16 protein-coding genes are annotated in these 13681 nt (G+C 70.0%); 5 read left to right on the top strand and 11 right to left on the bottom strand.

What is annotated here, in order from left to right; genetic code table 11:
- Positions 1–80: 80 nt before the first annotated feature.
- From dapD to ACIBNA_RS12335, 3 genes are all read right to left on the bottom strand, one after another.
- A complete protein-coding gene (gene dapD / locus ACIBNA_RS12345; RefSeq protein WP_399165147.1) occupies positions 81–1070 on the bottom strand; it encodes a 2,3,4,5-tetrahydropyridine-2,6-dicarboxylate N-succinyltransferase in 990 nt (329 codons plus the stop codon).
- Positions 1071–1369: 299 nt separating this feature from the next.
- On the bottom strand, positions 1370–1918 hold the full coding sequence (locus ACIBNA_RS12340; protein ID WP_399165146.1) for a TetR/AcrR family transcriptional regulator: 549 nt from the start codon (positions 1916–1918) through the stop codon (positions 1370–1372).
- Entirely contained in the window at positions 1918–2238 is a 321-nt protein-coding gene (locus ACIBNA_RS12335) for a DMT family transporter (RefSeq protein WP_399165145.1), read from the bottom strand. The genes ACIBNA_RS12340 and ACIBNA_RS12335 overlap by 1 nt, the downstream gene beginning before the upstream one ends.
- 169 nt (positions 2239–2407) lie before the next feature.
- Here ACIBNA_RS12335 and ACIBNA_RS12330 point away from each other — a divergent pair, with 169 nt between their 5' ends.
- Complete coding sequence (locus ACIBNA_RS12330) at positions 2408–3241, top strand: AbfB domain-containing protein (protein WP_399165144.1); 834 nt, start codon at positions 2408–2410, stop codon at positions 3239–3241.
- 54 nt (positions 3242–3295) lie between these two features.
- Here ACIBNA_RS12330 and ACIBNA_RS12325 read toward each other — a convergent pair whose 3' ends face one another.
- Genes ACIBNA_RS12325 through ACIBNA_RS12290 form a run of 8 tightly spaced genes read right to left on the bottom strand, consistent with a single transcriptional unit; the run spans position 3296 to position 9888 of the window.
- Positions 3296–3628, bottom strand: coding sequence for a metal-sulfur cluster assembly factor (locus tag ACIBNA_RS12325; protein ID WP_010039749.1), 333 nt, complete (start codon positions 3626–3628; stop codon positions 3296–3298).
- A complete protein-coding gene (gene sufU / locus ACIBNA_RS12320) occupies positions 3625–4095 on the bottom strand; it encodes a Fe-S cluster assembly sulfur transfer protein SufU (protein ID WP_399165143.1) in 471 nt (156 codons plus the stop codon). Before sufU ends, ACIBNA_RS12325 begins: the two co-directional genes overlap by 4 nt.
- Positions 4096–4110: 15 nt before the next feature.
- Positions 4111–5367: a cysteine desulfurase gene (locus tag ACIBNA_RS12315; protein ID WP_399165142.1), complete on the bottom strand. Its 1257-nt coding sequence runs from the start codon at positions 5365–5367 to the stop codon at positions 4111–4113.
- Entirely contained in the window at positions 5364–6128 is a 765-nt protein-coding gene (sufC, locus tag ACIBNA_RS12310; RefSeq protein WP_399165141.1) for a Fe-S cluster assembly ATPase SufC, read from the bottom strand. The genes ACIBNA_RS12315 and sufC overlap by 4 nt, the downstream gene beginning before the upstream one ends.
- Before the next feature lie 7 nt (positions 6129–6135).
- Complete coding sequence (locus ACIBNA_RS12305) at positions 6136–6453, bottom strand: non-heme iron oxygenase ferredoxin subunit (RefSeq protein ID WP_020273986.1); 318 nt, start codon at positions 6451–6453, stop codon at positions 6136–6138.
- The gene (gene sufD, locus ACIBNA_RS12300) at positions 6450–7670 is read right to left on the bottom strand and encodes a Fe-S cluster assembly protein SufD (protein ID WP_399165140.1); all 1221 of its coding nucleotides are present in this window, start codon (positions 7668–7670) and stop codon (positions 6450–6452) included. Before sufD ends, ACIBNA_RS12305 begins: the two co-directional genes overlap by 4 nt.
- Positions 7671–7726: 56 nt before the next feature.
- Positions 7727–9148: a Fe-S cluster assembly protein SufB gene (gene sufB, locus ACIBNA_RS12295; protein ID WP_020273984.1), complete on the bottom strand. Its 1422-nt coding sequence runs from the start codon at positions 9146–9148 to the stop codon at positions 7727–7729.
- The gene (locus ACIBNA_RS12290) at positions 9145–9888 is read right to left on the bottom strand and encodes a helix-turn-helix transcriptional regulator (RefSeq protein ID WP_399165139.1); all 744 of its coding nucleotides are present in this window, start codon (positions 9886–9888) and stop codon (positions 9145–9147) included. The genes sufB and ACIBNA_RS12290 overlap by 4 nt, the downstream gene beginning before the upstream one ends.
- Before the next feature lie 161 nt (positions 9889–10049).
- Here ACIBNA_RS12290 and ACIBNA_RS12285 point away from each other — a divergent pair, with 161 nt between their 5' ends.
- From ACIBNA_RS12285 to ACIBNA_RS12270, 4 genes are all read left to right on the top strand, one after another.
- The gene (locus ACIBNA_RS12285) at positions 10050–10862 is read left to right on the top strand and encodes an aminoglycoside N(3)-acetyltransferase (protein WP_399165138.1); all 813 of its coding nucleotides are present in this window, start codon (positions 10050–10052) and stop codon (positions 10860–10862) included.
- A gap of 31 nt (positions 10863–10893) precedes the next feature.
- Positions 10894–11817 (top strand): ABC transporter ATP-binding protein, encoded by a 924-nt coding sequence (locus ACIBNA_RS12280; protein WP_399165137.1) that lies wholly within the window; start codon positions 10894–10896, stop codon positions 11815–11817.
- Between the two features lie 50 nt (positions 11818–11867).
- Complete coding sequence (locus tag ACIBNA_RS12275; RefSeq protein ID WP_399165310.1) at positions 11868–12584, top strand: ABC transporter permease; 717 nt, start codon at positions 11868–11870, stop codon at positions 12582–12584.
- 68 nt (positions 12585–12652) lie between these two features.
- Positions 12653–13660 carry a heme A synthase gene (locus ACIBNA_RS12270; RefSeq protein ID WP_399165309.1) on the top strand — a complete coding sequence of 336 codons (1008 nt, stop codon included), beginning with the start codon at positions 12653–12655 and terminating at the stop codon, positions 13658–13660.
- Positions 13661–13681: the final 21 nt, after the last annotated feature.

Here is a 13681-nt window from a genome sequence, read left to right as displayed (position 1 = left end):
ATCTGCAAAAACCACCACGAGGTCACGGCGGGTAACTCGTACGTGGCCCTGCTCGGGCGCTCGGGGACGGCCGACGCCGATCAGTTGTGGCTGTGCAGGATCTCGTTCAACCCGCCCCACACCGCATTGTTCGGCCGGGCCTCGACGGTGCCGGTGACCGAGTTGCGGCGGAAGAGGATGTTGGAGGCGCCGGACAGCTCGCGGGCCTTGACGATCTGGCCGTCGGGCATGGTGACACGGGTGCCGGCGGTGACGTAGAGGCCGGCCTCGACGACGCACTCGTCGCCGAGGGCGATGCCGACGCCCGCCTCCGCACCGATCAGGCAGCGCTCGCCGATGGAGATGATGACGTTGCCGCCGCCGGACAGCGTGCCCATGGTCGAGGCGCCGCCGCCGATGTCCGAGCCGTCGCCGACCACGACGCCCGCGGAGATACGGCCCTCGACCATCGACGTGCCGAGCGTGCCGGCGTTGAAGTTGACGAAGCCCTCGTGCATGACGGTGGTGCCCTCGGCGAGGTGCGCACCGAGGCGGACCCGGTCGGCGTCGGCGATCCGGACGCCCTTGGGGGCCACGTAGTCGGTCATCCGCGGGAACTTGTCGACGGAGGTCACCTGGAGGTGCAGGCCCTCGGCGCGGGCGTTCAGCCGCACCTTCTCGAGGTCGTCGACGGCGACCGGGCCGAGCGAGGTCCAGGCGACGTTGGCGAGGAAACCGAACATGCCGTCCAGGCTCTGGCCGTGCGGCTTGACCAGGCGGTGGGAGAGCAGGTGCAGGCGCAGGTAGACGTCGTGCGCGTCGATCGGCTTCTCGTCGAGTGAGGCGATGACCGTGCGGACCGCGACCACCTCGACGCCCCGGCGGGCGTCCGGGCCGATCGCCGCGGTCGCACCGCCGCCGAGCAGCTGCGCGGCACGCTCGGCGGACAGCCGCTCGGTGCCGGACGGGCCGGGCTCGTTGGCCAGTTCAGGGGCGGGGAACCAGGTGTCGAGAACGGTACCGTCGGCGGCGATCGTGGCGAGGCCGGCGGCCACGGCGCCGGTGGGGCGAGGAGCAGTCGTGTCGGTCATGAGGGCAACCTAACCGGCGGACGGCGGTCGATGCGAACCGGTACGGGGGCGTCTCACGTGCCGGGCGGTACGTCTCGGCGCAGGTCGTCGGGACGCGCCCCGGCGGCCCCCGCCGTCGGCATCAATGCCGGTGGCGACGCGATCATTGCCGGTGACGACTCGGCAGCCGCCCCACCACCGGCACTCACTCCTGCGGCCCCGCAGCAACCCCGCCACCGGCCACTCACACCCGCAGCCCGGCAGCCGCCGCCACCACCGGCATCACCCCCACAGCCCCCCATCCGTCCCACCTCCGGCACTCACATCCCCGCCCCCGCAACAACCCGCCCCAACACCTCCCGGGCATACTCCTCGTCATACGGCACCCCGGTCAGCAGCACCTGAAGACAGATGCCGTCGACGACCGCCACCAGCGCCCGCGCGGTCACCGGATCCGTACGCCGGGACAGCAGCTCGGCGACCCCCTCGGCCCACTCGGCGGCGACGGGCCGCAGGGCGGGCCGGCGCAAGGCGGCGAGGTAGAGCTCGTACTCCAGCTCGACGCCGGTGCGGTCACCCGCCAGCCACTCCCCCATCCACGCGGCGAGTGCGGCGGCCAGGTCGGTGCGGGGATCCTCCAGCCCGCCGCGCCCGGCGACGACCTTGGCGAAGCCCTCGTTGGCCTGCCGCAGCGCGGCGACCAGCAGTTCGTCGAGGGTCTTGAAGTGGTACGTCGTCGAGCCGAGCGGCACATCGGCCTCGGCGGCGGCGGTGCGGTGGCTCAGCCCGGCGATGCCCTTCGCCCCGACGACCCGGATCGCCGCGTCGATGATCCGCTGCCGCCGCTCGGGGTCGTAGCGCCGGGGCATCAGTGGGCACCTCCCAGGTTCAGCACCACGACCCCGACGATGATCAGCGCGATCCCGGCGGCCTTGGCGACGGTCATCCCCTCCCCCAGGAAGACGATCCCTATCGCGGCGATGGCGGCGGTGCCGACACCTGCCCAGATCGCGTAGGCCGTTCCGACGGAGACCGTCTTCAGCGTCTGCGCGAGCAGCGCGAAGGAGACGAGGTAGCCGAGGAGTGTGAGCAGCGAGGGCCCGAGCCTGCTGAAGCCGTCGCTGTACTTCATGGCGGTGGTCGCGCCCACTTCGGCGGCGATGGCGCCGGCCAGCAGCAGATAACCCATGTGTACGAGCGTACACAACAGGCTGTACACCCGTACACAACGAGAGAAGTGAAACCGCTCTCAACAAACGGCTCCCAGAGATCGCCAGCGTCCACTACGGTGTCACCGATCACACACCGGGCGACCACAACCGCACCGCCGTCAAGGGTGCCCGCCGGAGGAACAGCGCATGCCAGAAGACAAGTCCCGGCCCCCACTGGACCGCCCGTGGGAGAGCGGCTGGGCCCCGGACACCACCCGGGCACCGGGAACCCGACGGCTCTGGCTGGCGGGCGCCCTCGCCCTGGCCACGATCAGCGCGTGTGTCACGGCCGTCACCGTGTTGGAGAACGAGTCCGCCGAGCCGGCCCCCGAGGCGGCGGAGCCGACCACCCTCGGCAGCTCGGCCCCGGGCGGTCTGATCTCCTTCGCGACTCCCTCCAAGAGCACCGGCGAAACCCCGGGCGCGGACCGGGGCCGCCCCTCCCCCACCCCCACCACGAGCGCACCCGCCGACGCCGACCCGAGTCCGAAGCCGCAGAAGAAGGCCCCAAAGCCCTCGCCGTCGCATGCCACGTCGAAACCCCCGAAGCCGCCGGCCTCGCACGGGACATCCATACGCTCGGTCAACTACCCCGACCGCTACTGGCGTGTCCGCGACGGCTACGTCCGCCTGGACCAGATCGGCTCCGGCCCAGAGCAGCGCGAGGACGCCACGTTCAAGCGCGTCTCCGGCCTCGCCGACTCCTCCTGCCACTCCTTCGCCACGGCGGACGGCCGCTACCTCCGCCACCGCAGCTTCGTCCTGGTCAAGGACACCGACGACGGCTCGGCCCTGTTCGACAAGGACGCCACCTTCTGCCCCCGCCCCGCGGCCTCCTCGGGCGCGGTCATGCTGGAGTCCGTGAACTATCCGGGCCGCTTCCTGCGCCACCGCAACTTCCAGCTCCGCCTGGAGCCGTACCAGCACGACGGCCTGTACCTCGCCGACTCGGCGTTCCGGCTGGTGGCCGGGCTGGACTGAACACGCGAAGGGCGGCACCCCGGCAGGGTGCCGCCCTTCGCATGTCAGTGGATCTCAGACGTTGAACCCGAGCGCCCGAAGCTGCTCCCGCCCATCGTCCGTGATCTTGTCGGGGCCCCACGGCGGCATCCAGACCCAGTTGATGCGCAACTCGTTGACGAGGCCGTCCGTGGCGGACTTCGCCTGGTCCTCGATGACGTCCGTCAGCGGGCAGGCCGCCGAGGTCAGGGTCATGTCGACGGTCGCGATGTTCGACTCGTCGACGTGGATGCCGTAGATCAGGCCGAGGTTGACGACGTCGATGCCCAGCTCGGGGTCGACGACGTCCATCAGGGCCTCACGGAGTTCTTCCTCCGAGGCCGGCTTCATCTCCACGGTCTCGCTCATGCCGTCGTCTCCTTCTCGGCGTCGGCGCCGCCCAGCACCTGGGCCGTCGCGTCCTTCCAGGCCATCCAGCTCAGCAGGGCGCACTTGACCCGGGCCGGGTACTTGGACACCCCTGCGAACGCGACCGCGTCCTCCAGGATCTCCTCCATCGCGTCGTCGGGCACGAGCTTCCCCTTGGACTGCATCAGCTCCAGGAAGGTCTCCTGGATCTTCCGCGCGTCGGAGAAGTCCTTGCCGACGAGGAGTTCGTTCAGTACGGAGGCCGAGGCCTGGCTGATCGAGCAGCCCTGGCCCTCGTACGAGACGTCCTCGATCTTCGTTCCGTCGTACTTCACGCGCAGCGTGATCTCGTCACCGCACGTCGGGTTGACGTGGTGCACCTCGGCGTCGCCATCCCGCAAGCCCCGCCCGTGCGGGTTCTTGTAGTGGTCCAGGATGACTTCCTGGTACATGGAGTCCAGTTTCACCGTTCAGCACGCCCTTCAGCCGAAGAAGTTCCGTACGTGCTCCAGGCCGTCGACCAGCGCGTCGATCTCGGCCGGCGTGGAGTACAGATAGAACGACGCTCGCGTGGTCGCAGGAATTCCGTACCGCAGGCAGACCGGCCGCGCGCAGTGGTGACCGACCCGGACCGCGATGCCCTGCTCGTCGAGGACCTGGCCCACGTCGTGCGGGTGGATGTCGCCGAGGGTGAAGGAGATCGCCGCCCCGCGCTCCTCGGCCGTGGTCGGGCCGATGATCCGCAGATCCGGGACCTCCAGCAGCCGCTTCACGGCGTACTCGGTGAGCGCGTGCTCGTGGGCGAGGATCTTGTCCATGCCGATCGAGTTGAGGTAGTCGATCGCCGCGCCGAGGCCGACCGCCTGGGCGACCGGCGGGGTGCCCGCCTCGAACTTGTGCGGGGCGGGGGCGTACGTCGAGGAGTGCATCGACACCGTCTCGATCATCTCGCCGCCGCCGAGGAAGGGCGGCAGGTCCTCCAGGAGCTCCTGGCGGCCCCACAGCACGCCGATACCCGTCGGGCCGCACATCTTGTGGCCGGTGAAGGCCACGAAGTCGGCCTGGAGGGCCTGCACGTCCAGGGGCATGTGCGGCGCGGCCTGCGAGGCGTCGATGCAGACCAGCGCACCGACCTCCTGGGCGCGGCGCACGATCGCCTCGACCGGGTTCTGGGTGCCCAGGATGTTGGAGACCAGCACGAAGGAGACGATCTTCGTCTTCTCGTTGATGACCTCGTCGATGTCGGACAGGTCCAGGCGGCCGTCGTCGGTCAGGCCGAACCACTTCAGCTTCGCGCCCGTGCGCTGCGCGAGCAGCTGCCACGGCACGATGTTGGAGTGGTGCTCCATCTCCGTGATGACGATCTCGGTGTCGGAGTCCACGCGGTAGGGCTCGTCGGCCCAGCCCAGCATGTTCGCCACGAGATTGAGCGACTCCGAGGCGTTCTTCGTGAAGATCACCTCGTCCCGCGAGGGCGCGTTGATGAACTCCGCGACCTTGTCGCGCGCGCCCTCGTACAGCGCCGTGGCCTCCTCGGCGAGGACGTGCACGCCACGGTGGACGTTGGCGTTGTGGCGCTCGTAGTACTCGCTGAGGGCGTCCAGCACCTGACGCGGCTTCTGGCTGGTCGCCGCGTTGTCCAGGTACACGAGCTTCTGGCCGTCGTGAACGACACGGTCCAGGATCGGGAAGTCCTTGCGGAGCGCCTCGGTGTCGAGGAGGCCCGGCAGCTGTGTCACGCGGATGCGCCACCCTTCGTGTATGCCTCGTAGCCCTCTTCCTCCAGCTTGTCGGCGAGCTCGGCACCGCCGGACTCGACGATCCGGCCACCGGAGAAGACGTGCACGTGGTCGGGCTTGATGTAGCGGAGGATGCGCGTGTAGTGCGTGATCAGCAGGGTGCCGACCTCGCCCGTGTCACGGACGCGGTTCACACCCTCCGACACGACGCGCAGGGCGTCGACGTCCAGGCCCGAGTCGGTCTCGTCGAGGACCGCGATCTTCGGCTTGAGCAGCTCCAGCTGGAGGATCTCGTGGCGCTTCTTCTCACCGCCGGAGAAACCCTCGTTCACGTTGCGCTCGGCGAAGGACGGGTCGATGTTGAGGCGCTGCATGGCCTCCTTGACCTCCTTCACCCAGGTGCGCAGCTTGGGGGCCTCGCCGCGGATGGCGGTGGCGGAGGTGCGCAGGAAGTTCGACACGGAGACACCCGGGACCTCGACCGGGTACTGCATCGCGAGGAACAGGCCGGCGCGGGCGCGCTCGTCGACGGACATCTCCAGGACGTCCTCGCCGTCGAGGGTGACGGTGCCGCCGGTGATGGTGTACTTCGGGTGTCCCGCGAGGGAGTAGGCGAGGGTCGACTTGCCCGAGCCGTTGGGGCCCATGATGGCGTGCGTCTCGCCCTGCTTCACGGTGAGGTCGACACCCTTGAGGATTTCCTTCGTGCCGTTCTCGACCTCGACGGTGACGTGCAGGTCTCGGATTTCAAGCGTTGCCATGGGTGCCTCAGGACTCCTGGGTGAGGGAGACGAGCACGTCGTCCCCTTCGATCTTTACGGGGTATACGGGGACGGGGCGCGTCGCGGGAAGTGCGTCGGGCTTGCCGGAGCGGAGGTCGAAGCGCGAGCCGTGCAGCCAACACTCGATGTGGCAGTCGTCGACCTCGCCCTCCGACAGGGAGACGTTCGCGTGCGAGCAGATGTCGTGGATCGCGAACACCTCGCCCTCGGTCTGCACGATGGACACGGGCGTGCCGTCGAGTTCCACCCGCTTCGGGGTGTCCTCCTCCAGCTCGCCCAGTCCGCAGGCGCGTACGAAGGTCATGCGACCGCCGCCTCCAGCTCCTCCTCGATCTTGGCGATCAGGCGCTCCTCGATGTCGGGGAGGCCGATCTGCTGGACCAGCTCGGCGAAGAAGCCGCGGACCACCAGACGGCGGGCCTCGTGCTCCGGGATGCCGCGGGCCATGAGGTAGAAGAGCTGCTCGTCGTCGAAGCGGCCGGTGGCCGAGGCGTGGCCGGCGCCGACGATCTCGCCGGTCTCGATCTCGAGGTTCGGTACGGAGTCCACGCGCGCCCCGTCCGTGAGGACCAGGTTGCGGTTCATCTCGTACGTGTCCGTGCCCTCGGCGGCGGCCTCGATGAGCACGTCGCCGATCCACACCGCGTGCGCGTCGTCGCCCTGGAGCGCGCCCTTGTAGACGGCGTTCGACTTGCAGTGCGGGACGTTGTGGTCGACCAGGAGGCGGTGCTCCTGGTGCTGGCCCTGGTCGGTGAAGTACAGGCCGAACAGCTCGGCCTCGCCGCCGGGACCGGCGTACCGCACGCGCGGGTGGAGCCGGACGAGGTCGCCGCCGAAGGTGACGACGACCGACTTGAAGGAGGCGTCGCGGCCGACGAGCGCGTTGTGCTGGGCGACGTGGACGGCCTTGTCGTCCCAGTCCTGGACGCAGACGACGGTCAGCTTGGCGCCGTCGCCCAGGAGGTAGTCGACGTTGGCTGCGAGCACCGCGTCGCCGGTGTGGTCGATGACCACGACGGCCTCGGCGAAGGCGCCCAGCTCGATCACCTGGTGGCCGAAGGCGGTGCCGCCCTCGCCGTGCACCGCGATGCGGATGGGCTCGGTGAGGACGGTCTCCTTCGGGACGGTCACGACCGAGGCCTTCTCGAAGGCGGAGTAGGCCTGGGCGGCGACGCGGTCCACCGGGGTGCCCGCCTTGCCGAGCCGCGCGTCGTCGCGGCCGACGGTCTCGACGGTGACGCCCTCGGGGGCCTGGACGTCGACCTTCACGCCGTTGCCGTCGGCCACGGCGGTGCCGTCGTGCAGCCCGCGCAGGCGCTCCAGCGGGGTGAACCGCCACTCCTCCTCACGGCCGTGCGGAACGGGGAAGTCCGCGACGTCGAAGGAGGGGGGCGCGCTCATGCGGGTGGCGACGGTCGACTCGGCCGCCACCGCGATCGAGCCGGTGGTGGTGGAGCCCACCGGTGGGGGTCCCCCCGCCCGAGCGGATTCGAGGGTGGGGGAGTTCTGAGCCTCAGCCATGGCTGTCGTAGTGCTCGCTTTCCGTTACGTAAGGGCTTGATGGGACTGCGGCCGGATCAGCCGACCGCGCCTTCCATCTGCAGCTCGATCAGCCGGTTGAGCTCCAGCGCGTACTCCATGGGGAGCTCCTTGGCGATGGGCTCGACGAAGCCGCGCACGATCATCGCCATGGCCTCGAACTCACTCAGACCGCGGCTCATCAGGTAGAAGAGCTGGTCCTCGGAGACCTTGGAGACGGTGGCCTCGTGGCCCATGGACACGTCGTCCTCGCGGACGTCCACGTAGGGGTAGGTGTCCGAGCGGGAGATCGTGTCGACCAGCAGCGCGTCACAGAGCACGTTCGACTTGGAGCCCGCGGCGCCCTCGCCGATCTCGATCAGACCGCGGTAGGACGTACGGCCGCCACCGCGCGCGACGGACTTCGACACGATGTTGGACGACGTGTTCGGCGCCATGTGGACCATCTTGGCGCCCGCGTCCTGGTGCTGGCCCTCGCCGGCGAAGGCGATGGACAGCGTCTCGCCCTTGGCGTGCTCGCCCATCAGGTAGACGGCCGGGTACTTCATCGTCACCTTGGAGCCGATGTTGCCGTCGACCCACTCCATGGTCGCACCCTCGTAGGCCACGGCGCGCTTGGTGACCAGGTTGTAGACGTTGTTCGACCAGTTCTGGATGGTCGTGTAGCGGCAGCGGGCGTTCTTCTTGACGATGATCTCGACGACCGCGGAGTGCAGCGAGTCCGACTTGTAGATCGGAGCGGTGCAGCCCTCGACGTAGTGCACGTAGGCACCCTCGTCGACGATGATCAGCGTCCGCTCGAACTGGCCCATGTTCTCCGTGTTGATACGGAAGTAGGCCTGGAGCGGGATCTCCACGTGGACGCCCGGCGGCACGTAGATGAAGGAGCCGCCCGACCACACGGCGGAGTTCAGCGACGCGAACTTGTTGTCGCCGACGGGGATGACGGTCCCGAAGTACTCCTTGAAGAGCTCCGGGTGCTCCTTCAGGGCCGTGTCGGTGTCGAGGAAGATGACGCCCTGCTCCTCCAGGTCCTCACGGATCTGGTGGTAGACGACCTCCGACTCGTACTGCGCGGCGACACCGGCGACGAGGCGGTTCTTCTCGGCCTCGGGGATGCCCAGCTTGTCGTACGTGTTCTTGATGTCCTCGGGCAGGTCCTCCCAGGAGGCCGCCTGCTTCTCCGTGGAGCGCACGAAGTACTTGATGTTGTCGAAGTCGATCCCCGACAGGTCCGAGCCCCAGTTCGGCATGGGCTTCTTCTCGAACAGGCGCAGGCCCTTGAGACGGAGCTTGGTCATCCACTCCGGCTCGTTCTTCTTGGCGGAGATGTCGCGGACGACGTCCTCGTTGATGCCGCGCTTGGCAGAGGCGCCGGCCGTGTCGGAGTCGGCCCAGCCGTATTCGTACTTGCCCAGGCCCTCGAGCTCGGGGTGGGCAGTCTCCGTGGGGAGAGTCATGCGGGGTTCCTCCCGGCCGTGCTTGCAGATGCGTTGTGGGAAATCTTGGGGATGAACGTCGTGCAGACGCCGTCGCCGTGCGCGATGGTGGCGAGCCGCTGTACGTGCGTACCGAGCAGCTCGGCGAAAAATTCCGTCTCCGCCTCGCACAGTTGCGGGAACTGCTCGGCGACGTGGGCGACCGGGCAGTGGTGCTGGCAGAGCTGCTCACCCTTCTGAGGGTGGGGCGCACTGCGCGCCGCAGCAGCGTACCCGTCCGCGCTCAGTGCCTTGGCCAGCGCTTGTGTCCGCTGCTCGGGCGCGGCGGCCTCGACCGCCTCACGGTACGCGCCCGCCTGCGCGGCGATCCTGGCGCGGGCGAACGCGGCGATCGCCTCGCTCCCGCCCTCGCGGTCGGCGATCCAGCGCAGCGCGTCCACCGCGAGCTTGTCGTACGACTGGTCGAAGGCGTCCCGCCCGCCGTCGGTCAGGGCGAACACCTTGGCCGGCCGGCCGCGGGTGCGCGCGCCGTAGACCCGCTGCTCGCGCGCCTCCACGACACCGTCGCCCGCGAGGGCGTCGAGGTGCCGACGTACGGCCGCCTGGGTGAGGCCCAGCCGCTCGGCGAGTTCGGCGACGGTCGACGGGCCGTGGTCCAGGATGGACCGCGCGACTCGGTTGCGGGTGGACCGCTCCCCGGTCGCGAGCTCCTCCTGAGGGGTCCCCGTAGGGGTCTCCCGAGCCTGGCCGACGTTTTTCACAACGCCATTGTTGCGTAATTCATCGGGGCCGGGCAAGCCGCGTCCGGCCGCCCCGAAGGTGCCCTGCGTCACTTAGGTAAACCTAAGGTGACCTGCGGAAATGATCTCTGATCGATCAAACCGCTGGCATACCGAAGCCGCTTCGGGGACACTCCCGAACCATGTCCACACCCCCTCCGACCGGCCCTCTTGTCACCCGGGACACACTGCGCACGCAGCTGGCCGAGCTGGGCGTGCGCCCCGGCGAGACCCTCCTCGCGCACTCCTCGCTCAGCTCCCTCGGCTGGGTCAACGGCGGCGCCGTCGCGGTCGTGCAGGGACTGCTCGACGCGCTCGGCCCTCAGGGCACGCTGGTGGTTCCGACGCAGACCGGCGATCTCTCCGACCCGGCCCTGTGGGGCAACCCGCCCGTGCCCCCGGAATGGTGGGCGGCCATCCGCGCCACGATGCCCGCCTACGATCCCCGGATCACGCCCGCGCGCGGGGTCGGAGTCGTCCCGGAGACCGTGCGCACCTGGCCCGGCGCGCTGCGCAGCGCGCATCCGCAGACCTCGTTCGCGGCGGTCGGCCCGCGCGCGGCGGAGGTGGTCGAGGGCCACGCGCCCGACTGCCGGCTCGGCGAGCGCAGCCCGCTCCCGAAACTGGAGGCCATGGGCGCCCGGGTCCTGCTGCTCGGCGCCGGCTACGCCTCCTGCACCGGCTTCCATCTCGCCGAGTACCGGATACCGTCCCCGCGCGTCGCCGTGGGCCGACCGGGTCCCAAGGGCTGGGAGACCGTGACCGAGGTGTCGATCAGCTCCGACCGGTTCGACGAGCTGGGCCACGACTTCGAGCGGGACCGGCCCGTCGTACGCGGGAAGGTCGGGGCGGCCGAGGCGCGGCTGTTCCCGGTGGCGGACGCCGTCGCCTACGCCGAGCGGTGGCTGGCGGTCCACCGGCCCCGTGAGGAGGAGTTCCTGCACCCGCCGGTCTGAGCCCCCGCGCACGTACCTAGACTCTGGACCCATGCGAAGTGAGCCCGTGGTCCAGGTCCAGGCCCTGGTGAAGCGGTACGGCACGAAGACCGCGGTGGACGGGCTCGACCTGGTGGCCCGGGAGGGTGTGACCGCCGTGCTCGGCCCCAACGGGGCGGGCAAGACGACCACGGTCGAGACCTGCGAGGGGTACCGGAAGCCGGACTCCGGCACGGTGCGCGTCCTGGGCCTCGACCCGGTCGGACAGTCCCGGGACCTGCGGCCCCGCATCGGCGTGATGCTCCAGTCCGGCGGCGTCTACTCGGGCTCCCGAGCCGACGAGATGCTCCGCCACGTGGCCAAGCTGCACGCCCACCCCCTGGAGGTGGACGCGCTCATCGAGCGCCTGGGGCTCGGCTCCTGCGGCCGTACGACGTACCGGCGGCTGTCGGGCGGGCAGCAGCAGCGGCTCGCGCTGGCGATGGCCGTGGTGGGCCGCCCCGAGCTGGTCTTCCTCGACGAGCCGACCGCCGGGCTCGACCCGCAGGCCCGCCGCGCCACCTGGGACCTGGTCCGGGACCTGCGCGCCGACGGCGTCTCCGTGATCCTCACCACCCACTACATGGACGAGGCCGAGCAACTCGCCGACGACGTGGCGATCATCGACGCCGGCCGGGTCATCGCCCAGGGATCACCTGAGGAGCTGTGCCGGGGTGGCGCCGAGAACACGCTCCGCTTCTCCGGCCGCCCCGGGCTGGACGTCGGCTCGCTGCTGAAGGCCCTGCCTGCCGACTGCTCGGCCGCCGAGCTGACGCCGGGTTCGTACCGGGTCGTCGGCAAGGTCGACCCGCAACTGCTCGCGACGGTCACCTCCTGGTGCGCCCAGCACGGCGTGATGCCGGAGAAGATCTCGGTGGAGCGGCACACCCTCGAAGACGTCTTCCTGGAGCTCACGGGTAAGGAGCTGCGTTCGTGACCGCCACCGGCACCTATGCGCCGAAGCCGGGGGCCGCGCCCCTGACCCGCATGATCGCGGCCCAGGCCGCGCTCGAGACGAAGATGCTGCTGCGCAACGGCGAGCAGCTGCTGCTGACCGTCGTCATCCCGACCCTGCTCCTGGTGCTCTTCAGCACCGTGGACATCGTCGACACGGGCGCCGGCGAGGCCGTCGACTTCCTCGCCCCCGGCATCCTCGCGCTCGCGGTGATGTCGACGGCGTTCACCGGGCAGGCGATCGCGACCGGCTTCGAGCGCCGCTACGGCGTCCTGAAGCGGCTCGCCTCCTCGCCTCTGCCGCGCTGGGGCCTGATGACGGCCAAGACGCTGTCCGTGCTGGTCACCGAGGTGCTCCAGGTGATCCTGCTGACGGCGATCGCCTTCGCCCTCGGCTGGTCGCCGAAGGGCAACCCGTTCGCCGTGCTGCTGCTCCTGGTCCTCGGTACGGCGGCCTTCTCGGGCCTCGGCCTGCTGATGGCCGGGACGCTGAAGGCCGAGGCGACCCTCGCCGCCGCCAACCTGGTGTTCCTGCTGCTGCTCGTCGGCGGCGGGGTCATCGTGCCGCTCGACAAGTTCCCCGCCGCCGCGCAGGACGTGCTCGGCCTGCTGCCTATCTCCGCCTTGTCCGACGGCCTGCGGGAGGTGCTCCGGCACGGGGCCGGGACACCCTGGGCCGACCTGGGGATCCTGGGCGTCTGGGCGGTCGTGGGGCTGGCGGCGGCCGGACGGTTCTTCCGCTGGGAGTAAGGCCCACGACGGCTGGGAGAAGGCCCATGACGGACCCTCGTGAAAGCGTGCACAAGCGGCGTCCTACGATGGGTCGCGTGCCAAAAGTGACCCCCGCCGACGCCAGGGCGGCCCTGCGCAACCCCCTCGCCTTCATCGCCGAGCGCTGGACCCCGCAACCCCGGACGGTCCAGCGCGCGGCCCTGTCCGCAATCGTGATGTCGGTGCTCATCGTGGTCACCGGCGGAGCCGTACGGCTGACCGGCTCGGGCCTGGGCTGCCCGACCTGGCCCAAGTGCACCGCGGACTCGCTCACCGCGACCAGCGCGATGGGCGTCCACGGCGCCATCGAGTTCGGCAACCGCATGCTGACGTACGTGCTGTGCGCCGCCGTCGGCTGGGCGATCATCGCCGCGCGCTCCCAGAAGCCGTACCGGCGCGGCCTGACCCGGCTCGGCTGGGCGCAGTTCTGGATCGTGATGAGCAACGCGGTGCTCGGCGGCATCGTGGTGCTGGTCGGTCTCAACCCGTACACGGTCGCGGCCCACTTCGTGGCGACGTCCGCGCTCATCGCGGTGGCCACGGTGATGTGGCAGCGCACCCGCGAGGGCGACGCGCCGCCGCGCCCGCTGGTCGGCAAGGCCGTGCAGCAGCTGGTGTGGTTCCTGGTCGCGGCCGCCGTGCTGCTCATCCTGGTCGGCACGGTGGTCACCGGCGCGGGCCCGCACGCCGGCGACTCCAGCGAGGTCGAGCGGATGCCGGTCGACTGGGAGACGGTGAGCAAGCTGCACGCCGTGCTGGCGTGGATCGTGGTGACGCTGACGTTCGCCCTGTGGTTCGTCCTCAAGGCGGTCGACGCGCCGCGCGGCCCGCTGAACCGCACCCGCGAACTGTTCCTGATCCTGCTCGCGCAGGGCGTCATCGGCTACGTCCAGTACTTCACGGACCTGCCCGAGGTCCTGGTCGGCCTGCACATGTTCGGCTCGGCCGTGATGTGGATCTGGGTGCTGCGGGTGGTGCTGTCGTTGCGCGAACGGCCGGAGGTCGTCGCCGACGTGCCCGGTCCCGCTCCCGAGGCGACCCTGACGAAGGCCTAGGGTCTGTCGTTTGGATCAGGT

It is taken from the genome of Streptomyces sp. NPDC050164, from assembly GCF_044459945.1.
Classification (GTDB): domain Bacteria; phylum Actinomycetota; class Actinomycetes; order Streptomycetales; family Streptomycetaceae; genus Streptomyces; species Streptomyces coeruleorubidus_A.
The sequence above is the reverse complement of the archived record's forward strand: the minus strand, read 5'-3'. Positions and strand labels throughout refer to the sequence as shown.